Genomic DNA, 21948 nt, shown 5'->3' on the forward strand with positions numbered 1-21948 from the left:
AAGTTTTTTTCATTTATTAAAACTTAAGGCAAGAATGTTATGCATAAATCCTCAGAAAATAAAAGAACGTTTCTTAAACCAACGAAAACGGTTGTTGTGGTGGGTGGAGGTATAGCGGGTCGGCTTACTGCAGGGCGAATAGCAGCAAAGCATAAAGCAAATACTAAAACAGGATTGAACGTAGTTTTAGTGGAATCATCCACTATACCGGCCATAGGGGTTGGTGAAGGTACTTGGCCAACCATGCGTAGCACTTTAATCGCGCTAGGTATTAGTGAAACTGATTTTATTCGTGAATGTGATGCTAGTTTTAAACAAGGCGCTAAGTTTGCTAAATGGGTTGATGGTAATGACGACGATTTTTATTATCACCCTTTAGTATTGCCACAAGGTTATGGTAAAGGTGAGCTAGCTGCGCATTGGTTGGCTAAGCAAGATAAAGAAGGAGTTAGCTCATTTTCTAATGAAGTTTGTTTTCAAGAAGCGGTTTGCGAGGAAGGCTTAGCACCTAAAACCATTAGAACGGCTGAGTTTGCTGATGTCGCAAATTATGCTTACCATTTAGATTCAGGAAAATTCGCTGTGTTTTTACAAAAACATTGCACAAATAAACTGGGTGTTAGGCATGTCTTAGACGATGTTATTGCGGTAAATTCAACGGATAATAACGATATATCCTCGGTTTCCACGCAAAACAATGGCGATATTAGTGGTGAGTTGTTTGTTGATTGCACTGGGTTTTCTTCATTATTATTGGGCAAACACTATGATGTGCCATTTACTAGTTGTAATGATGTGCTCTTTATCGATACCGCGTTAGCTGTACAAGTGCCTTATGATGATGAAGATTCAACAATTGCTTCGCATACCATATCAACTGGGCAAGAAGCAGGTTGGATATGGGATATTGGTTTACAGCATCGTCGTGGTGTTGGTTATGTTTATTCCAGTAAATATTCTTCTGAAGAGGAGGCTAGGACTGTTTTAGCTGAGTATGTTGGTGAAAAAATTGAGTCACTATCCATTAGAAAAATTCCTATCGTTAGTGGGCATAGAGAAAAGTTTTGGCAAAATAACTGTGTTGCCGTTGGCTTATCAGCAGGATTTTTGGAGCCTTTGGAATCTTCAGCTCTAGTTATGGTGGAATTAGCAGCACAAATGATCGCCGAGCAGTTACCCCTATCACGTGATGTCATGGATGTCGTCGCCAAACGTTTTAATGAAACCGCATTATACCGTTGGCAAAAAATCATCGACTTTCTTAAATTACATTACATTTTAAATAAACGTAGCGAGCCATTTTGGGTAGATAACCGAAATCAAAATACGATTCCTCAAAGCTTACAAGAGATGATGTTAGTCTGGAAATATCGTTCGCCGACTGACTGTGATTTTACCAGTAATAACGAAGTGTTTCCCGCAGCAAGTTATCAATATGTATTATACGGTATGGGCTTTAAAAGTGATTATAGCCATACCCCTTATATTTTAGATGATGTTGATTTTGTTGAACAACAATTTGCTAAGACTAAAAAATTAGCGGCGAAGGCAGTGGCAACATTACCAACCAACCGGGAGTTGATTAATAAAGTAAAAGCTTATGGCTTTAACGTTATTTAAATTTATACATATTAATGTAGTAATACTCACGTTCTCGTTATTATTGCAAGAATAAGGTTGATCTTGCGGGGTTAGTCTTAGTTAGGTATTTAAAAGAGTAGATTCAATGGCAAATTTAGTTGCAGTAGATAATAAAAGTCACCAAAAAGTACGAATAGATATCAGTAAATTAGCAATGCATGGCGCAAGTCTACATATGGTTCCTGTTATTGTGCCTGAATTTTCAAATGCCGCCGGACAGTATCCAATTGTTTTAACTAAAAAGGTTGATACAGGTGAATTTACTTTCATTGCTTTATTAGGCTTTGAAGCAGGGGAAAATTTATTTTGGAAAAAAGGAGAATGGCAAGGGCTTTATTTACCTTTACAAATTAGACGTCAGCCATTTTTTATTGGGAATCCAACGGAGAATAGTCAAACTATCTCAGTAAGCGATGACCATATTGTGTGTATAGACAGTCAAAGCCCTGCGGTTACAACAAACCAAGGTATGCCGTTATTTGATGAACGAGGGCTTGATACAGAATATTTTCAAGAAGCTAAAGCTTGCCTTGCACACATACTCATGGGTGAAGAAGAAAATAAAGCCTTGATAGAGAATTTGCAAACAATGGACTTGTTGCAACCTATGTCTTTAAAAATCACTTTTATTAATCAAAAATCAACGCAACTAAATGGTTTATATACAATAGATAAAGCGAAATTTTCTAAGTTAACTGATGAACAAGTGCTACAACTTCATACCTTGGGGCTATTGGGAGCAATACATTCATTGATGACCTCGTTAGCACAAATTCAGACGTTGATTGACTTGAAAAACCAACGATTGACGGATTAATTACGCAGAATTTATATTGTACGAGGCAATAATGGAGCATTTTATTTTAAATAAGCGTGCCGATATAACTAAAATCACTGTGGGGCATGAGCGGATTCCGTTGTTGATTATTGATGATTTTTTTGAAAATCACGAAACACTGATTGAGCAAGCAGGTGATGGCTCGCTATTTATTTCTGATGCAAAAAATTTTTATCCAGGTAAACGGCGAATAGTACATTCCAACTATGCTAACCAGATTTGTGCACACTACTTTTCATTACTCAATGGTTACTTTGGTATTGAGCAAGCGCGATGTGCTCGAAGTATTGCCTCAGCGTATGCTATTTCAGACATGCAACCAAAGCAACTAAGACCTATGCAAATGTTACCGCATTTCGATACTACAGATACTAATCAATTAGCGGTAGTTCATTATTTGTGTCATGTTGAGCATGGCGGCACGTCATTTTATCGGCATCGTGCGAGTAATTTTGAAGTGATTACCACGGATCGATTAGTAGGGTATGCCTCGACATTGAAAAAAGAAGCAATGGCAAATCAATTGCATTTAAACCCGTGTTATATGAATGGTAGTAATGATATGTTTGAACAAATTGCTACTGTGAAAGCAAAAATGAATAGAGCTATTATTTATCCAAGTAATGCCTTACATTCAGGAGATGTTAATTCAGCATTGGGGTTGTCGCTAGACCCACAAAAAGGGCGGTTAACTGTTGGCAGTTTTATCGAATTAGTTTAGCCGTTATTTACTCTACTGTGATAAAAACATTTTTGTGCGCATAAAAGATAAATTGATAGTAAAATATCTGATTAAATCTGTATGAAGTGAGTCTTTAACACGACGAAAAGTGATAGAGAAAATAAGGTAAGAAGATGACGGAAAAAACTAAGTCGGTAGATTCAAATCTTGAATGTATTGAGTTTAGAAAAGATTTATATTTTTTTAACTTAGTGTCCTGCTTTTCAGTTTCACTTTGTGGTAGCCCGATTATATTCGATAATCGGGTTGAAATGTTTTTACCTCCTGATCACAGCCTTAGCTTTCCCGGTAGATTTGTATCAAATAAAGTGATGGCTCCACATTCACTGCGTGTAAGAGCTGAACGAGGTGAGATTAATCGTAGTGAACATATGGTATCGTGTTGCATAATGCTAGCAAATACAGCGTATGAATCAGTTAAAGAGTTTAATGATGGTTCAGAAACGTTTGAATTTTTTCGTCACATACGTAATGCTTCATCCCATCTCAATACCTTTCAGTTTATCCATAAAGAACCGGTTAAACCGGCGCGTTGGCGCTATGCCGTAATTGCAGATAACTTGAAAGGTGAACGCAATCCATTATACGGACAGCGATGTTTTGGAAATTTTCTTGGTGTCGCTGATATTCTTGAGCTGTTAATAGATGTGGAGCAGATTATTATTAAGCAGCTTACATCGACTAAAAATAGTGATATATGACGTTTTATTTCATCTAATCGCACAATATCGTTTTGACTAATCAAAATATATGAGACAATTCAGGTCGCAATAACATACCAACGGTTTATTATGAAACTTTTAGTTCGCAACCTTTCTCGTACAACAACAGAGCAAGAAATTCGTATCTTATTTTCTGCTTGTGGCACTGTCACTGAATGTAATCTAGTGCTCGACCAAGAAACAGGTAAATCAAAGGGCTTTGCTTTTGTTGAAATACCTGATGAAGCTGAGGCAAAACTAGCAATGTCTAGCCTGCATGAAACAAGAGTAGCTAAAAATAAGATCCGAGTAAAAATTGCTCAGTAATTAGATTAAAGTGAATTTTGTATTGAAGTCGTGTTGATGTTTACTCTCACTTATGTCTTTTATTGACGCTTTTATCATTGTATCGACACCAGAGTAATGATTGATTATCATTACTCTTTTTTTATAGCTCGATAAACTCCTAGGAACACTATGACCATTCTTTCTATGATAGTTGCTACCGCTAATAACAATATTATTGGCAAAGACAATGATATGCCATGGCATTTACCTGCGGATTTAGCTTATTTTAAAAAAGTGACTTTAGGTAAGCCGATTATCATGGGCAGAAAAACTTATGAGTCGATCGGCAGGGCATTACCAGGGCGTCGAAATATAGTTATTTCACGTGATGAAAATTATACCCCACAAGGTAAAGGTGCTGAAGGTGTGGATGTTGTTACCTCAGTTGAACAGGCCCTCGCCTTTATTGACCGCTTAAATGAAATGAATGTCGATGAGACAATAGAAGAAGTGATGGTGATTGGTGGTGGCGCTATTTATCAACACTGTTTACCAAAGGCTGATCGCTTATATGTTACGCATATAAAAGCTGATATTGATGGTGATACACAATTCCCTGATTATGATGATGGTAGTTGGCAAAAAGTAAGTAGTGAACTACGAGAAAGCGACGATAAAAATAGTTATGATTTATATTTTTGTGTTTATCAACGAGTGATAACTGGCGAGCATTAAATGCGCTTAAGTTTTTCATTAGCAAACCGTAATTCACAGGCATTAATACTTTTAATATTTGGACTATGCTCTGCCTTATATGTAAATTATTATGTTGAAGCGACTATTGTTGGCTCAGCGTATCATTACGGGGTGTGGTCATTACTTCCTGCCTTTATTACCATCTTATTGTCTTGGCTTACACGAGAACCCTTAACAGCCCTATTAAGTGGTATTGCCATTGGCGCGTTTATGATGGGGCAATATGATCTCACCGATCAAATATTGATTCCTTCAATGGCGCAAGCCGGTACCGCAGGGTTATTACTACTTTACTTGTGGCTATTAGGTGGCTTACTGGGGATTTGGTCAAAAACAGGGGCGGCACAAGCTTTTGCTGATTATATGACGCAACACTTTGTTCGTGGTCAGCGCTCAGCAAAGTTAGTGACATGGTTTTTAGGCGTATTGTTTTTTCAAGGCGGCACTATGAGCACTGTCCTTGTGGGGACAACGGTACGTCCTTTAGCTGACAAGGCAAAAATTAGTCATGAAGAGATGAGTTATATTGTTGACTCTACAGCCTCTCCTATAGCCGTTGTTATAGCGTTTAATGCGTGGCCTGCCTATGTTCAAGCCTTGATATATGTGCCAGGTGTTGCCTTTTTAGCGACAGAGGCGGATCGCATCGCCTTTTTCTTCTCTGCGATACCTTTCAGTTTTTACGGAATTATTGCTGTCATTGGTACCTTACTACTTAGCTTAAACATCACTACTTTTTCTGGTAAACGCATTCGTGATGCTCATCATAGAGCGGCTACAACGGGGGAATTAGATGCACCTAATGCCAAGCCATTAAGTGCGAAAGAGTTACAGGTTTGTAGTGTGCCGCAAGGATACAAAGCCCATGTACTTGAATTTATCTTACCGCTAATTGCCTTAATTGCTACCGCAGTGCTAACCTTTGTTTTCTATGGTTCTCCTAAAATAAATTGGGCATTTGGCGTAGCATTGCTACTCAGTGCATTTATCGCACTAGCGAAAGGCATGTCCCTTAACAATATTATTGACGGCTTTGGTAACGGCTTAAAAGGCGTCGTACTCGCATCTGTTATTTTAATGTTGGCGGTAACTATAGGGGCTATTAGTAAACAAATTGGTGGTGGTTTGTATTTGGTTTCACTACTTTCTACTCAAGTGCCTTATTGGCTATTACCAGTTGTTTTGCAGCTGATGGCAATGATTATCGCCTTTTCAACAGGCACAAGTTGGGGAACTTTTGCCATTGCATTTCCTTTGTCTATGCCACTTGCATGGGCTATAGCGCAAAGTGCGGGTATCGATAACCCTGAATTATTTATGATGGTTTGTTTTGCCGCTGTACTCAATGGTAGTGTTTATGGCGACCAATGCTCACCTATATCTGATACCACTATTTTAAGTTCAATGACCACTGGTTGTGACATGATGGATCATGTTAAATCACAAATTGTTCCAAACAACATATGCGGCAGTGCTAGCTGCAATCTTGTGGACAGTAACGGTAGTGTTTTTTGTTTAATAGCCATTAAAACTTAGAGAGTTCTACTTACCTATATAATAATGTAGGTAACCACATGGATAACTCAGGAATAAAGGTCACTAACAACAAAACGATTACTAGCGGTATTACAAAGGGAAAAGTGGCTTTAGCGCACTCCTCAAAGGGGACTTTAGTTACTCTGGAAAGTACGTAAAGTACCATTCCTACCGGAGGCGTTAATAAGCCAATCATTAAGTTGAGTATCATAACCACACCAAAATGTACTGGGTCTATACCTAAGCTAACCGCTATAGGTAACAACACCGGTGTTAAAATGGTAATAGCAGCGATGGTTTCCATAAAGCAGCCAACAGCAAATAAAATAAAGGTGATCATTAACAAAATAAGTGTTTTGTTATCTGTAATAGTTAACATCCAACGAGTAAAGTCTTCAGTAACATGTTGGCTAGTAAGCACCCAAGAAAATATAGCCGCACCTGCAATAATCAGTAAAATAATACTGGTGGTTTCTATGGTTTCCATACTGACTTTTATCAGCTTTCTTATCGTAAGCGTACGATAAATTACTGACCCTAAAATAAGCGCATAAACCGTGGCGGCAATAGCGGCTTCGGTTGCGGTAAATATGCCAAACAAAATACCACCAATAATAATTGGTGTCATTAAGGAAAGAAAAGCTGATTTAAATGTAGTGGCTACACGAGGCATACTAAACCCCGCATCTTTAGGGTAATTACGCTTTTTAGCGTAATAAGCCACCATGATCATCAACGAAATAGCCATAAGTAAACCAGGAATAAAGCCGGCAGCAAACAGTTGCCCTATTGAAGCTGACGCCATGACACCATAAATAATCATGGGTAAACTTGGCGGGATAATTGGCCCAATTGTTGATGATGCCGCAGTAATTCCAACTGAAAATCCAAGATCATAACCTTTATTACGCATTGCTTTTACTTCAATAGCCCCTAAACCTCCGGCATCAGCGACTGCTGCCCCCGACATACCCGCAAACATAATAGATGCACTAATATTGACATGACCTAATCCACCACGCATCCAAACCCACTAAAGCATTCGCAAATTCAAAAATTCGAGTTGTGATGCCAGACGAATTCATTAACGCGCCCGCTAATACAAAAAATGGAATTGAAAGTAACGGAAAGCTGTCCATGCCTCCCACCATTCTATGAAGTACAACCTTGACTCTGGCACTTGGCCATAATAAAGAATGGCGAGTAAAGATGAACCTGCAAGAGCAAAAGCCACTGGAAAACCTAAGATAATCATAGCAAACAGTGAAACCAGTAAAATTGTAATAATCATTAATTTGCCCTTAATCGCAAGACGTGAGTATATCGTCAGTTTTATCAGGCGCTGAAGTCGATAAAATTTTGATGAGATGTTGAATACTTCGGAAAATCAAAATTAAAAGACTCCCAAAAATTACGCTATATAAAACACTAATAGAAATAGGTAACGAAGCCATTTTATGAATGGAAAGTAGTGGAATTATCTGCCATGCAAAATAAGCTAATATTGAAAGAAAAAGCACATTACACAAAGCGATAATACGATAAATATTGTGTGATAATTTGGCAGAGAACCAACGATGAAATAAACTGACAAAGATATGACTGTTGTTTCTAACGCCAATGCAGCTACCTAAAAAACCCAAACAAATTAGTTGGTAGCGAGCTATTTCTTCAGTCCAAACCCCAGAGGAGACTCAAAAATATAACGACTCATGAATTGAGCAAACACAGTAATGGCTAAAAGCCAAAATAAAATAAACGCTAACCAGTCTTCTACTTTGTAATCAGAAAAAGAAAAGTGATCATCTTCCTCCATATGAAAATCGCTTACGATGGTTTCAGCTTCACCTGATTTATCGGATTTTTTGTAATCTGTCATAAAAATCAGCTCCTAATTCTTGTTTAATTGCTTGATGGCTAGGTAACACTTTATCTCTAAATAGCTGTCTATCTACGGTCAAAACTTCTGTTCCTTGTTGTTTAAACCATTCAATTAAATCTTTTTCTGATTGACGAGTATCAGCTGAAACATTTGCTGCTGCTTGTTTCAATGTTTCGGCAAATGTTTTTTTGTCGTCGGGTGATAAAGAATCCCAAAGGTGCTTACTTGTTAGCGTTAAATTGGTACCTTGTAAGTGGCCCGTTAAACTAATGTACTTTTGCACTTCATTGAATTTTTTAGCTTTAATGGTAGGGAGAGGGTTTTCTTGGGCGTCTACCACACCTTGTTGTAAGGCAAGGTATACCTCTGAAAACGCGATAGGGCTTGGATTAGCGCCAACAGCTAACGGAAACATTTTGTAAATAGAGGCATTGGGGACGCGTAATTTTAAACCTTTCATATCTTCTGGGGTTAAAATAGGTGTGTTAGAGGTGACATGGCGTTGCCCATAATAGTTATTTCCTACAACTTGATTGCCTCGCGAAGCCGCTTTATAACCCTCTGAAAGCTCTTTGAACAAAATACTGTCATTAAACTTTTGCCAATGTTCGTAGTCTCTAAATACATAGGGCAGCTCAGATAAACCCATCGGAGGATAGTTTTGAGCGGCAAAACTTGTTCCTGTATAAATAATGTCTATGGTTCCTAGACTCAAACTCTGATTAAGTTCTGCTTCTTTTCCCATAATAGACGCCGGAAATACGTCTATTACATATCTTCCATTGGTTTTTCGGTTAATTTCTTTTGCAGCCCAAACCGACCATATATGAAGAGGTTCCGTTAGTTCATATACATGTGCCCAAGTTAAGTGTTTTACTTTATTGTTAGTTTCTGCCTTTAAATTAAAACTGATAAAATAACAAAAGGTAAAAAAACAAATAAAGTAAGACTGAATAAATACTTATAAAGATTAAGTATAGGAAAGCGTAAAAGCATAATTAAAAGGTTATTATTTATTATTAGTATTCACTTTAATATAGTATGATGTTATTTGTCAATTGTTGACAATTTTGGGTGTATTGCTATTATCATCACACTCGGTATTGGCTAATGATCAATGACGGTAAACACGATTATTGAAACAGATTTTTTTAGTTGTTTCAAAAAACACAACTAAGTAAGGTAATTACATAACATGATAAAACTTAATGTGAATAACATAGTGCATACCGTCGATGCGCCTGATGATATGCCAATATTATGGGTGTTACGTGATTTGTTAAAATATAAGGGAACCAAGTTTGGTTGTGGTTTAGGTCAATGTGGCGCTTGTACGGTACATATTAATGGCCAAGCTGTTCGTTCTTGTATTACACCGGTAGGAGTTGCACATAATGCAAAGATAACCACTATTGAAGGTATTAATGACAAAGGTGAGCATCCTATTCAAATTGCCTGGAAAGAAAACAATGTACCGCAGTGTGGCTATTGTCAATCAGGACAGATAATGAGTGCCCTTACTTTACTTGACAAGAATACAAATCCAACAGATGAAGATATTCAAGAACATATGTCTGGAAATATCTGCCGTTGTGGCACATATCCTAGAATTAAAAAAGCGATAAAAGAAGCGGCTGCGGTACTTGCAACTCAAGCAGGAGCAAAGTCATGAATACATCAAAATTGTCTCGTCGCGAGTTTTTATCTTATGCCGGTATTACGACAAGTGGATTATTATTGGGTTGCAGTACAATAACTTCTACACCACCAACATTACCTAAATTTGTAGAGATTATTGATAATACCCCTCAACGTTTGAATATTTTTGTGGCAATAAAACCTGATAATACGGTTGAAATTGTTAGTCACAGAGCAGAAATGGGGCAAGGATCTAAAACGGGTATACCTCAAATAATTGCTGACGAACTTGAAGCCAATTGGGCTAATGTAAAAGTTATTCAAGGTTTAGGTGATAAAGGTTATGGCGACCAAAATACTGACGGCTCTACCAGTATTCGAAAATTTTATGACAAGTTAAGGGAAATGGGGGCATCAGCTCGGACCATGTTAGAACAGGCCGCAGCGGATTATTGGAATGTCTCGCTTGATACGGTATATGCGAAAGATAATTATATTGTTAATAAAAATACAGGTGGCATGTTGTCATTTGGTGATTTAGCTGAACTAGCGAGTAAAAAACCATTACCCGCTGTTGAGTCATTGAAGTATAAAACAGCAGCAGATTTTAACTACATAGGTAAACCCATACCTATTGTTGATTTGAATGATATGGTAACGGGAAAAACAATCTACGGAATCGATGTTGAGTTACCAAATTTATTAATTGCATCAATTGAACGATGTCCCGTGTTGCATGGAACCGTTAAATCATTTGATGCAACCCAAGCATTAAAAATACCGGGTGTTGTCGATGTTATTGAAATGCCAGTAACACCTGAAACCGTTTTGTATTTTCCGCTATCGGGTGTCGCAGTGCTTGCTATAAATACTTGGGCTGCGTTACAAGGGAGAAAAGCACTCTCAATTGCATGGGAACTTGGTAAAAATAAAACACACAACTCAAAAGTAACATTTGATCAATTTAAAAGTCGTTTAAAAAATGCTCCAGAAACAGTTGCTAAAAAAGGGGATGTTGCTAAGGGGTTTTCAGCTTCAGGTAACGTGATTGAGGCTGAATATCTTGTTCCTTATTTAGCTCATACCCCGATGGAGCCACCTATGGCAACTGCTTGGTTCCACGATGATCTTTGTGAAGTATGGGCATGTGTGCAAAATCCTCAAGCAGTTATGGAACAAGGTGCCGCGATGACGAAGCTAGACGCGGCCAAATTCAAAGTGCATACAACTCTGTTAGGAGGAGGTTTTGGTCGTAAATCTAAAACAGATTTTGCTAACGAAGCAATTTACCTAGCAGATAAAACAAAACGTCCTGTAAAAGTGGTTTGGAGTAGAGAAGATGATATTCGCTCAAGCTATTATCATGCGGGCTCTGTTCAACGTATGAAAGCAGGCATTGATTATTCTGGAAAAATTATATCGTGGCAGCAACAAACCGTTTATCCCAGTATCGCATCAACTTTCAATAGCAAAGCAAATAGCCCTCAAGACTTTGAATTAAGCCTAGGTTTTGGTGATTTACCGTATGATATTGACAATGTCTTGATGCAGAAAGCAACTGCTGAAGCACCAGTGCGTATTGGTTGGATGCGATCTGTTTGTAATATTCAACACGCATTTGCTCTTAATTGTTTTATTGATGAACTTGCACACGTAGCCAATGTACCTACTGCGGATTTTATTATTAATTCGTTGGGGAAAGATCGTAATATTAATCATAAAGAAACGTACGGGTTTGCTTTTAGTAATTACGGCGAAACATTAGAAAAACATCCTTATTCAGTTGATAGATATAAAAATGTACTAAACACCTTAACGGCAAATGCGCCTATAAAGGAAACATTGCCTAAAGGACAAGGATGGGGAGTTGCGGTTCATCGAAGTTTTGTTAGTTATGTCGCTGTAGCGACTAAAGTTGAGGTGCTTAATAATAAACTTACGGTAAAAGAAATTCATTGTGCAATAGATTGTGGGTTAGGCATTAATCCTGATCGTATAAAAGCGCAAATGGAAGGGGCAATGATTTTCGGCACATCCATAGCATTAATGGGGAATATTGATATTAAAGACGGTGTTATTGTTCAATCGAACTTTCATGATTACCCTGTTACACGTATGAATCAAGCTCCAGATATTATCGTTCATTTAGCATATGACAAAAATAAAGATCCGGGAGGTGTTGGTGAACCTGGCGTTCCACCTGTTGCACCCAGTATTGCTAATGCTGTTTTTGCCGCTACAGGTAAGCGTTACCGAGAGTTACCGCTTAATCAATACTTCACTGTATAAGTATTTAGGATAAGTATTCAAGATAAATACTCAAAAAAAGTAATCTACATAATAACTAAAAAGCCAATATTATCGTTAAATAATATTGGCTTTTATATTAGCTTATAACTTAAAAGTGTTATTCAGAGATTACAAAATCTAGAATACCTAGCGCCGCTTTTCTGCCTTGATCAATGGCGGTAACTACTAGGTCTGAGCCAAGTACCATATCGCCACCAAAGAAAATGTTTTGCTTACTGGTTTGTAAGGCAAAATCACTATTCTCAACGGCAAGTACACGACCACGCGGGTCAAGTTTGACTCCTGCATCTATCATCCATTGAGGTGGACTTGGTAAGAAACCAAAGGCGATAACAACGGCATCGGCTTCCATCACAAATTCACTGCCTTCAATCGCTTCTGGGTTACGTCTGCCATCAGCATCGGGTGCGCCAAGTTGTGTTTTAACAAATTTGACACCAATAGCGTTGCCCTTTTCATCAATAGCAATATCGAGAGGCTGTAAGTTAAAGGCAAAATTAACTCCTTCTTCTTTCGCATTTTGCACTTCACGAGGAGAGCCTGGCATATTGGCTTCGTCGCGACGATAGGCACAAGTAACTTCAGTAGCACCTTGGCGAATCGATGTACGTACGCAGTCCATAGCAGTATCACCACCACCAAGCACTACCACCTTTTTACCTTTAAAACTGACGTAAGGTTTTACTTGCTTAGATTGTTCGGCCGTGATTCCCATAACATTTTGTGTATTGCCAATTAAAAAATCTAGGGCATTATAAACACCAGAGGCACCTTCGTTATCGAAACCCCCACTCATGTCTTTGTATGTACCTAGGCCTAAAAATACCGCATCAAATTCGTCACTGATCGCTTCAAAAGTAATATCTACACCCACATTGGTATTTAGTCTAAACTCAATTCCCATGTCTTCAAATATGTCGCGACGTTTTTGAATAACACTTTTCTCTAGCTTAAATGACGGAATTCCGAAGGTTAGTAAACCACCAATTTGAGCATGCCGGTCAAATACAACGGCATCAACACCATTGCGGGTTAATACATCAGCGCAGGCTAATCCTGCAGGACCTGCACCAATAACAGCAACACGTTTGCCTGTTTTGACTACTTCAGATAAGTCAGGTTTCCACCCTTGGGCGATGGCAGTATCGGTAATATATTTTTCTATATTACCGATTGTTACTGCGCCAAATTCATCGTTTAACGTACAAGCAGACTCGCATAATCTGTCTTGTGGACAAACACGACCACACATTTCAGGTAGGCTATTAGTTTGGTGGCATAAGTCAGCAGCTTCTAGAATACGACCTTCAGTAACTAACTCTAACCATTGTGGAATATAGTTATGTACAGGGCATTTCCATTCGCAGTATGGGTTGCCACAATCTAAACAGCGATCTGCTTGACCTGCGCTTTGCTCACTACCTAAGGGTTGATAAATTTCAACAAAGTTGATTTTACGTTCACTAATTGACTTTTTCGTAGGGTCAATTCTTTTTACATCAATAAATTGATAAACATTTTTACTCATTGCTCTCTTTCCTTATCAATTATTTATTGTGCTTGTACACGTAATTCAGCACTTGAGCGACTACGATGACCTAATAAGGTTTTAACATCCGTTGCTGTTGGCTTAATTAATTTGAATAATGGTGCGAACTTATCAAAATCTTGTAAAATTTCTTGTGCGCGTAGGCTACCCGTTTCTTCAAGATGATGATTGATAATACCTCGTAAATGCTCTTTATGGATACTGAGTTCATCAATCGCTAACATTTCAATAGACTCAGGATTGATACGTATATCTAAATCGCTTTTTGAATCTAAAACATAGGCAAAACCACCCGTCATACCTGCACCAAAGTTAACGCCAATATCACCTAAAATAGTGACAATACCACCTGTCATGTATTCGCAGGCATGGTCGCCTGTTCCTTCCACAACGGCACTACAACCTGAGTTACGTACGGCAAATCGTTCTCCTGCACGGCCACAGGCATATAATTGACCGCCAGTTGCCCCGTATAAACAGGTGTTACCCATAATCATTGTTTTATGGCTTTGGTACTCAACGCCTTTTGGTGGCATAACTGTTATTATTCCACCTGTCATACCTTTGCCTACGTAGTCGTTAGCATCACCCGTAAGTTTAAGGTGCAATCCACCAAAGCATTCCATACACCAAAGCTTTGACCTGCAGTGCCAGATAAATGAAAAGTAATTGGTGAAGCCGCCATTCCTTGATCGCCATGTTGTCGAGCAATTTCACCTGATAAAGTTGCCCCAACAGAACGATCGGTATTTTGTATGGTGAATCTGAATTCCCCACCTTTACAATGTGCAACGGCCTCATGTGCAATAGCGACCATTTTCTGATTTAGCTGTCCTTGGTCAAACGGCTTGTTTGCTTCTGTTTGATGAAGCGCCGTATCATCTGCAGCGACAACCGGTGCGATAATCGGCGATAAATCTAATTTTTGTTGCTTGGCACTAATGCCTTCAATTTGTGTTAGCAAGTCTACTCTACCAATAATGTCGGTTAAACTTTTAACGCCTAAATTAGCAAGGATCTCACGTACATCTTGAGCAATAAATTTAAAATAATTCATCACTTGATCAGGTAAGCCTTTAAAAAATTGCTCGCGTAACACTTCATCTTGCGTAGCTACACCGGTTGCGCAATTATTTAAGTGGCATATGCGCAAAAACTTACAACCTAATGCCACCATAGGTGCTGTACCAAAGCCAAAACTTTCTGCACCTAATATGGCAGCTTTAACAATATCGACCCCGGTTTTTAACCCACCGTCTACTTGTAAACGTACTTTATGGCGTAAACCATTAGTTACCAAGGCCTGATGTGCTTCAGCTAAGCCTAATTCCCAAGGGCAACCTGCGTATTTCACTGATGTTAAGGGGCTAGCGGCAGTACCACCGTCATAACCCGATATAGTAATAAAATCAGCATATGCTTTGGCAACACCTGCGGCAATAGTTCCCACACCAGGGCCAGACACTAACTTAACAGAAATAACCGCTTTCGGGTTGACCTGTTTTAAATCAAAAATAAGCTGTGCTAAATCTTCAATTGAATAAATATCATGATGCGGAGGTGGTGAAATAAGTGTGACACCAGGTACTGAATAGCGTAACTTTGCAATTAATGGTGAGACTTTATCACCGGGCAATTGGCCACCTTCACCAGGTTTTGCACCTTGCGCTATTTTAATTTGTAACACATCAGCATTGACTAAATAGTGCGGTGTTACCCCGAAGCGTCCTGAGGCAATTTGTTTGATACGTGAATTTTTAACGGTACCAAAGCGGCGTTCGTCTTCACCACCTTCACCTGAATTTGAACTGCCACCTAAACGATTCATTGCAATAGCAAGTGCTTCATGGGCTTCTGGGCTTAATGCACCTATTGACATGGCAGCAGAGTCAAACCGTTTAAACATTTCATTGCTACTTTCAACCTGTGAAATATCAATCGCCTCACCATCATTTTTTAACACTAATAAATCTCGCAGCATTGCGATAGGACGGTTATTGACTTCGTCGGCAAATTTACGGTAGTCATCGTAATTACCGTTTTGTACGGCACGTTGTAAGTAGTTCACCACATTTGGGTTAAAGGCATGATATTCTTCGCCGTGAACATATTTCAGTAAACCGCCATGTGACATTTTTTGATGGGGTAAGAAAGCTTTACGAGCAAGATTAATATTGTCTTGTTCAATATCAGAAAAATCAGCTCCTTGAATTCGGCTAGGTAAATCGCTAAAACATAAATTCATTATGTTTTCGTTTAAGCCAATAACTTCAAATAAACCAAAGACAACGGTAACTAGCAATCGTTGAAATACCCATTTTTGAGAGTATTTTCAATAAGCCTTTGTTGATACCTTCGCGATAGTTAGCGACTGCATCACGAGCACTTAATTTAATTTGCCCTTGCTCCACTAATTGTTCAATAGTTTCAAAGGCTAAATAAGGATAGATAGCGGTGGCCCCTAATCCTAGTAACACGGCATATTGATGTGAATCGCGTACTGAAGCCGTTTCTACAATAATATTAGAGTCGCAGCGTAGTTGTTGATCTACCAAACGCTTTTGTACTGCACCCACCGCCATTGCGGCAGGAATGACTAATAATCCTTTGTGAATTTGTCTATCTGAAAGTACTAAAATAACCGTACTTTTATCTCTGACTAAATCTTCAGCTTCATCACATAAACGAATAATTGCGGCTTCTAAACCTTCTTCGTCATCGTATGTTAGTGTTAATGTGTCAGAACGGTAGTGAGCCGGGTCAAGCTCACGCAGTTGTTTTAAACCGGTGTACATTAATACGGGAGTGGAAAAGAGCATACGATCCGCATGGCCGGATGTTTCGTTAAAGACATTGTGTTCACGACCAATACAGGTACCCGACGACATAACGTAGCGCTCACGCAACGGATCAATAGGTGGATTGGTTACTTGGGCAAATTGTTGTCTGAAATAATCATATAGCACACGTGGTTTACTTGAGAGCACAGCCATAGGGGTATCATCACCCATTGAGCCAGTCGCTTCTTGACCATTTTCTGCTAGTGTTTTAATAACTTGATGAATTTCTTCATAGCTGTAATTAAACATTTTATGGTATTGATTCATCTCAATATCAGAGAAAACGCGTACCCCTATTTGATTTGCTTCTAACTCGTCAAATGGAATTAAACGGCGAACATTTTTGTTAAGCCATTCACGGTAGGGGTGACGACATTTTAATTCATTATTGATGTCGTTTGAGTTGAAAAGCTTACCTGTATAGGTGTCAAGGGCGAGCATTTCGCCGGGACCAACACGACCTTTTTCAACCACTTCATCTTCGCCGTAATCCCAAATACCTACCTCTGAGGCAAGGGTAATGAAACCATTACGGGTAATAACATAGCGGGTCGGGCGTAAGCCGTTTCTATCTAAATTACAGGCAACATGGCGACCATTGGTCATAACCACACCTGCCGGGCCGTCCCATGGTTCCATGTGCATAGAGTTAAATTCGTAAAAGGCGCGTAAGTCATCGTCCATTAAGTTACTGTTTTGCCATGCCGGCGGCATTAATAAACGCATCGCGCGGTATAAATCCATACCACCGGCAAGAAAAAGTTCAAGCATATTGTCTAACGAAGAAGAATCCGAGCCTGTTTGACCAACAAAAGGAGCGGCATCATGTAAATCGGGTAATAGCGGCGATTTAAAACGGTATGTACGTGCCCGTGACCATTGACGATTACCATTAATGGTATTGATTTCCCCATTATGTGCTAGGTATCTAAAGGGTTGCGCTAAATACCATTGTGGTGATGTGTTTGTTGAAAAACGGTGAAAAACACAAATAGCACTTTGCATACGAATATCGGCAAGGTCTAAATAGAAGTTAGGTAAATCTATTGGCATCATTAAGCCTTTATAGATAGTAACCAAACACGACAAACTGGCAACATAAAATACATCGTCAGTAATACGTTTTTCTGCACGGCGACGTGCCATATATAAGCGTCGTTCTAGATCACGATTTCGCCAACCTGGAGGTGCATCAACAAATACTTGCTCAATTTTTGGCATGTTGTTGATGGCGGCATCACCTAATACTGAGGTGTCGATAGGTACTGTTCGCCGACCGATAAGGGTCAAACTTTCGTTAGCAAACTCTTCTTCTAGTATTTTTTTAGATAATGCAGCAGCAACAGGATCGGGGTTTAAAAAGATCATGCCTACTGCATATTTTTTACCAAGTTTCGACCATTATCTTCAGCAACAGCCCGGAAGAAAGTATCTGGTTTTTGTAACAATAAACCACAACCATCACCTGTTTTACCATCAGCAGCGATACCACCTCGATGTTGCATGCGATCTAAGGCCGAAATAGCGGTTTTAATAAGTTTATGGTTGGTTTCACCATGTTGATGGGCGATTAAGCCAAAACCACAATTTTCGCGTTGAACGCTATGATCATAAAGCTGCATTACTGTCTCCTAATAAAAAGTCCACTTGGTAAACAGAACAAAAAAGGATCAAAGGTAAGAGAAAAGCGATTAACTATTCCATTTTTATCCAAGAGGAGGGATGGTTACATTACTCATTTGTCAGGAAAAGGTCAATTGAAAATAGAGCTTTTGCTCATGACTGTTACCACGTATTCAAAAGGAGGGAATTTTCCATTTACAGGTTATTAGGTTTAACTATTTGTTTTTATTTTGTTTTGGTTTTGTCTTTTAATGTTTCTTCTTTTAGCCAGTTAATAAAAATATTCAGGCGAGCTTTCTTCGCTGAATTAGGATCATAGACATAGTATCGTTTAAAGGATATTGGGTGCTTAATATTAAATGGAATAACCAACTGACCCGTTTCTATATACTGGGAAAATAACGCTTCTGAAGCTAAAGTAAACCCATGACCGCTGAGTACAGCACTTAATGCCATGTCGCCACTACTCACTTGAGTCCATTTTGTATGGGCTTGATAGTGTATGATCTCTGCTTGTGTAAACCAAGCAGACCAATTAATAAGACCTTCATGTTCTAAGCTTACCAACCAACAGTTTAAAATATCTTGGGGATTATTAAAGTGCATTTTATTAGCAAGTTGAGCTGAACAAACTGGATAAACATGATCCTCACTGACAAATTCATAAGTCATCTCCTCGCTGATATCACTGTCTGCTGTGGTTCTAAAACGAATTGCCAGATCGATATGTCCTTGGCGAAGGTCTTCAAGGCAATTAGAGGCGAGTACTTTGATTTTTATATCAGGGTGTTTCACTGAAAATTGATACAACCTTGGCATAAGCCACAATGAAGTGAAGGCCTGAGTAGAGGTGATTGTGAGACTGCCTGCGATATCTTCGGTTTGAATGCTATTAAAACCTTTTAACAGCGTATTAAAAGCAAGTTGGGTTGCTTGATATAGCTTGTCGCCGCTGTCGGTCAATTGCATTTTTCGACCACGTCGAGTAAATAATCGAGCACCTAGCGATGTTTCCAGTTGTCGCATTTGTTGACTTACTGCGGCTTGGGTAACAAATAATTCTGCTGCCGCTTTACTATAACTTTGATGGCGAGCCGCACTCTCAAAGCTACGTAAATTGTTTAAATGTTTTAACCGTTTGTCCATTTATCGCCAATCCAATTGAGTTATCGCTTATCTCGCTCATGTAAAAAGAGGCTTCAGTTTAATCCTTATTAATTTTACAAGAATAGAAATAGTAATGCAGCAATATAAGCTAAGCTTATAGATTATGTAAATAATTATTGTTGGTTTACGTATGGAATACAATACAAAATGATCATATTGCCATAAGAAGGAAATATTGATGTATATGACTAAACTAACAGAAAAATCTATAATGCTTAGCGAAAATGGAGGGAAAGATAAGATTGATAATGAAGAAGTAATAGGCGGAAAAACAACTGAAACGTATGTGCCTTGACTCAATAGAAAAGTTGTTGACGAACATGTCAAATAAGTTAGGTTTATCCTTGGCTATTTATCAGAAGTAATAAAATTATATTCATCTCTTGCAATTTATTCCCAAAATAGGGATAAAATGTCAACAAAAAAGGAGTTACCCAGTGATTAGACGTTCAGTTTACTATTTTATATTGTTACTAAGTGCTTTAGCTCAGCCTTTTCAGGTTCAAGCAAAGGTCAGTGATGTGGCAAATAATACCGCGCAATATGCCGTAGATTCTTACCAACAAAAGATGTTAGATAGCCTTGAAGAATTGATATCATTCAATACGGTTGCAGTTGAGGGGCTTCCGTCAACAGAAAATCCTGTTCACCAAGCATTTAAAAAATCATTAGCACAACAAGCAAAACAGCTTGGTTTAGATTACACCGACCACGGCTATATTGTCATTATTGGCTTAGGGGATAGTAAAGAACGACTTGGTATGATCACCCATGGCGATGTTCAGCCTGCGACGCCGACTAAATGGGCTAAATCACCCTTTGAACTGGATCTTACCTCCGAGCCTGGAAAATTAGTTGGCAGAGGCACAGAGGATGATAAAGGCTCAATTTCGAATGCCCTTTATGCAATGAAATCTATTAAAGACATGAAGATAAAACTCAATAAACGTATTGAACTATATGTTTATATGGCTGAAGAATCAGATTGGGCACCGTTAGAAGCTTACATTAAAGAACACACTTTACCTCAAGTAAACATTACCCTTGACGCTGAATATCCTGTTGTTACGGCGGAAAAAGGTTATGGCACCATCAGCATGACTTTTCCAAACAAAGAGATTACGACAGAGCAACGCTATTTAAGTGACTTTATAGGGGGATTTTTTGGTAGTCAAATTCCAGAGGATGCACAAGCAACCATTGAAAATGCAGATGAATTTTTATTAGCTAAAGTGCAAAAAATCGCGAAATCTCATCCTCAGATTCATTACAATTACCAATGGCATGGAAATGCATTAACGATTAAAGCATTGGGGAAATCAGCGCATTCATCTAAGCCAGAAGATGGTGTCAATGCGATTACCTATTTAGCTGATTTATTATCATTTACCCGTTGGCCTAACAACGCCAGTGGTGCGCTCGTTAATTTTATTAATGATAATTTAGGCACCGACTTATATGGTGAAAAGTTTGGCAATGTTGCTTATAGCGATGATTTTATGGGGCCAATGTCTTTACAACCAACCGTATTGAAGCAAAAAGAGCAGGGCATAGAGCTTAATATTAACTTACGTCGACCCAAAGGAAAAACCGCAGCACAATTAGAAAATGAGATTAATTTAACACTTAATCAGTGGCAGCAAGCGAATAAAGTAACTCTCACCAATTTAAAAAACTATATTGGCGAACCGTTTGTGCAAAATAATGCGCCGCAAATTGATACCTTGCTAAATGTATTCTCGTTTTATACAGGTATTACTGAAGCTAAACCTGTCGCCATTGGCGGTGGTACCAATTCAAGGCTTTTCCCTAATGCTGTTAGTTTTGGTCCTTCCATGCCAGGTAAAGAATACACCGGGCATTCCGAACATGAGTTCATTACCATGGAACAATTTATATTGAATTTGAAGATGTATACTGCGGTGTTGATTGAATTAGCGCAGTAAAGCGCAGTAAAGAATAAAAGCTTACCCCGTGTAGGGCGTAATTCATTGCGCTGTGTCAGAATGAATTCTAACCATGGCTATCCGCCTAATATATTAAATACCCCGGAAGATGATGCTATTGCCTATGAATGTAGCTCGCCAATATACTTCACAGAAAGTTTAACTAAATCATTATTGATCAATGACTAATAGGTAATCTTTTGACTACGTGAAATATCAGTGCTTGCTACCTTTATCATGGCAAACTTTCATTTTATTACGCAGTAGTATGAATTATTAGATAAAGAAATATAAAGCACAGTTCTGCCTTCCTATAGCAGCTATTCAGGCCACGTTAATAGTTTTATTTACATTGTGTTTGTAATTTTGTCCTATAACATTATTACAAGGCGTTTTGGGGCGTAACAACAAAAAGCTATTTTTAAATACATATAATTATCTGTTTACAAAGGTGTTTTTTAGTGAAATTATTAACACATGTAATATACGCC

At 38.6% G+C, this 21948-nt stretch carries 18 protein-coding genes and 1 pseudogene; 11 read left to right on the forward strand and 8 right to left on the reverse strand.

The genetic code is table 11. The features are described from left to right. Positions 1 to 39 precede the first annotated feature (39 nt). The 7 genes from L3081_RS06280 (at position 40) to L3081_RS06310 (ending at position 6502) form a co-directional block, all read left to right on the forward strand. Positions 40 to 1620, forward strand: coding sequence for a tryptophan halogenase family protein (locus L3081_RS06280; protein ID WP_242284250.1), 1581 nt, complete (start codon positions 40 to 42; stop codon positions 1618 to 1620). Positions 1621 to 1726: 106 nt separating this feature from the next. Next, the gene (locus L3081_RS06285; protein WP_242284251.1) at positions 1727 to 2458 is read left to right on the forward strand and encodes a SapC family protein; all 732 of its coding nucleotides are present in this window, start codon (positions 1727 to 1729) and stop codon (positions 2456 to 2458) included. Positions 2459 to 2489: 31 nt separating this feature from the next. Further along, positions 2490 to 3200 (forward strand): DUF6445 family protein, encoded by a 711-nt coding sequence (locus L3081_RS06290; RefSeq protein ID WP_242284252.1) that lies wholly within the window; start codon positions 2490 to 2492, stop codon positions 3198 to 3200. Between the two features lie 134 nt (positions 3201 to 3334). Continuing rightward, complete coding sequence (locus L3081_RS06295) at positions 3335 to 3922, forward strand: hypothetical protein (protein ID WP_242284254.1); 588 nt, start codon at positions 3335 to 3337, stop codon at positions 3920 to 3922. A 90-nt stretch (positions 3923 to 4012) separates the two neighbouring features. Next, on the forward strand, positions 4013 to 4249 hold the full coding sequence (locus L3081_RS06300) for an RNA recognition motif domain-containing protein (protein ID WP_242284255.1): 237 nt from the start codon (positions 4013 to 4015) through the stop codon (positions 4247 to 4249). 150 nt (positions 4250 to 4399) lie between these two features. Continuing rightward, positions 4400 to 4945, forward strand: a complete 546-nt coding sequence (gene folA / locus L3081_RS06305; RefSeq protein WP_274620346.1) for a type 3 dihydrofolate reductase — start codon at positions 4400 to 4402, stop codon at positions 4943 to 4945. Then, the gene (locus L3081_RS06310) at positions 4946 to 6502 is read left to right on the forward strand and encodes a Na+/H+ antiporter NhaC family protein (RefSeq protein WP_242284257.1); all 1557 of its coding nucleotides are present in this window, start codon (positions 4946 to 4948) and stop codon (positions 6500 to 6502) included. It begins immediately after the preceding gene. Between the two features lie 10 nt (positions 6503 to 6512). On the opposite strand, the gene L3081_RS06315 is transcribed toward L3081_RS06310, so the two are convergent. The 5 genes from L3081_RS06315 to L3081_RS06325 form a co-directional block, all read right to left on the reverse strand. Next, positions 6513 to 7526: a TRAP transporter large permease gene (locus L3081_RS06315; protein WP_274620347.1), complete on the reverse strand. Its 1014-nt coding sequence runs from the start codon at positions 7524 to 7526 to the stop codon at positions 6513 to 6515. Continuing rightward, the gene (locus L3081_RS28065) at positions 7495 to 7653 is read right to left on the reverse strand and encodes a TRAP transporter large permease subunit (RefSeq protein ID WP_338027142.1); all 159 of its coding nucleotides are present in this window, start codon (positions 7651 to 7653) and stop codon (positions 7495 to 7497) included. The genes L3081_RS06315 and L3081_RS28065 overlap by 32 nt, the downstream gene beginning before the upstream one ends. A gap of 150 nt (positions 7654 to 7803) precedes the next feature. After that, on the reverse strand, positions 7804 to 8145 hold the full coding sequence (locus L3081_RS28945; protein WP_420839700.1) for a TRAP transporter small permease: 342 nt from the start codon (positions 8143 to 8145) through the stop codon (positions 7804 to 7806). Positions 8146 to 8165: 20 nt separating this feature from the next. Next, positions 8166 to 8381, reverse strand: coding sequence for a hypothetical protein (locus L3081_RS06320; protein WP_242284259.1), 216 nt, complete (start codon positions 8379 to 8381; stop codon positions 8166 to 8168). Beyond that, entirely contained in the window at positions 8356 to 9324 is a 969-nt protein-coding gene (locus L3081_RS06325; RefSeq protein WP_338027265.1) for a sialic acid TRAP transporter substrate-binding protein SiaP, read from the reverse strand. Before L3081_RS06325 ends, L3081_RS06320 begins: the two co-directional genes overlap by 26 nt. 255 nt (positions 9325 to 9579) lie before the next feature. On the opposite strand from L3081_RS06325, the gene L3081_RS06330 reads away from it, so the two are divergent. Beyond that, complete coding sequence (locus tag L3081_RS06330) at positions 9580 to 10056, forward strand: (2Fe-2S)-binding protein (protein ID WP_242284260.1); 477 nt, start codon at positions 9580 to 9582, stop codon at positions 10054 to 10056. Next, positions 10053 to 12311 carry a xanthine dehydrogenase family protein molybdopterin-binding subunit gene (locus L3081_RS06335; protein WP_242284262.1) on the forward strand — a complete coding sequence of 753 codons (2259 nt, stop codon included), beginning with the start codon at positions 10053 to 10055 and terminating at the stop codon, positions 12309 to 12311. The genes L3081_RS06330 and L3081_RS06335 overlap by 4 nt, the downstream gene beginning before the upstream one ends. A gap of 118 nt (positions 12312 to 12429) precedes the next feature. On the opposite strand, the gene L3081_RS06340 is transcribed toward L3081_RS06335, so the two are convergent. The 3 genes and pseudogenes from L3081_RS06340 to L3081_RS06350 form a co-directional block, all read right to left on the reverse strand. After that, positions 12430 to 13860: an FAD-dependent oxidoreductase gene (locus L3081_RS06340; RefSeq protein ID WP_242284270.1), complete on the reverse strand. Its 1431-nt coding sequence runs from the start codon at positions 13858 to 13860 to the stop codon at positions 12430 to 12432. Positions 13861 to 13883: 23 nt separating this feature from the next. Further along, positions 13884 to 18343, reverse strand: a pseudogene (gene gltB, locus L3081_RS06345) (glutamate synthase large subunit). A 226-nt stretch (positions 18344 to 18569) separates the two neighbouring features. Next, entirely contained in the window at positions 18570 to 19490 is a 921-nt protein-coding gene (locus L3081_RS06350; protein ID WP_242284272.1) for a LysR substrate-binding domain-containing protein, read from the reverse strand. A 458-nt stretch (positions 19491 to 19948) separates the two neighbouring features. Here L3081_RS06350 and L3081_RS06355 point away from each other — a divergent pair, with 458 nt between their 5' ends. Both L3081_RS06355 and L3081_RS26495 read left to right on the forward strand, forming a co-directional pair. Beyond that, the gene (locus L3081_RS06355) at positions 19949 to 21457 is read left to right on the forward strand and encodes a dipeptidase (RefSeq protein ID WP_242284274.1); all 1509 of its coding nucleotides are present in this window, start codon (positions 19949 to 19951) and stop codon (positions 21455 to 21457) included. Between the two features lie 60 nt (positions 21458 to 21517). Then, positions 21518 to 21646, forward strand: a complete 129-nt coding sequence (locus L3081_RS26495; RefSeq protein WP_274620348.1) for a hypothetical protein — start codon at positions 21518 to 21520, stop codon at positions 21644 to 21646. Positions 21647 to 21948 lie beyond the last annotated feature (302 nt).

The organism is Colwellia maritima (genome assembly GCF_022669015.1).
Taxonomy (GTDB): domain Bacteria; phylum Pseudomonadota; class Gammaproteobacteria; order Enterobacterales; family Alteromonadaceae; genus Colwellia; species Colwellia maritima.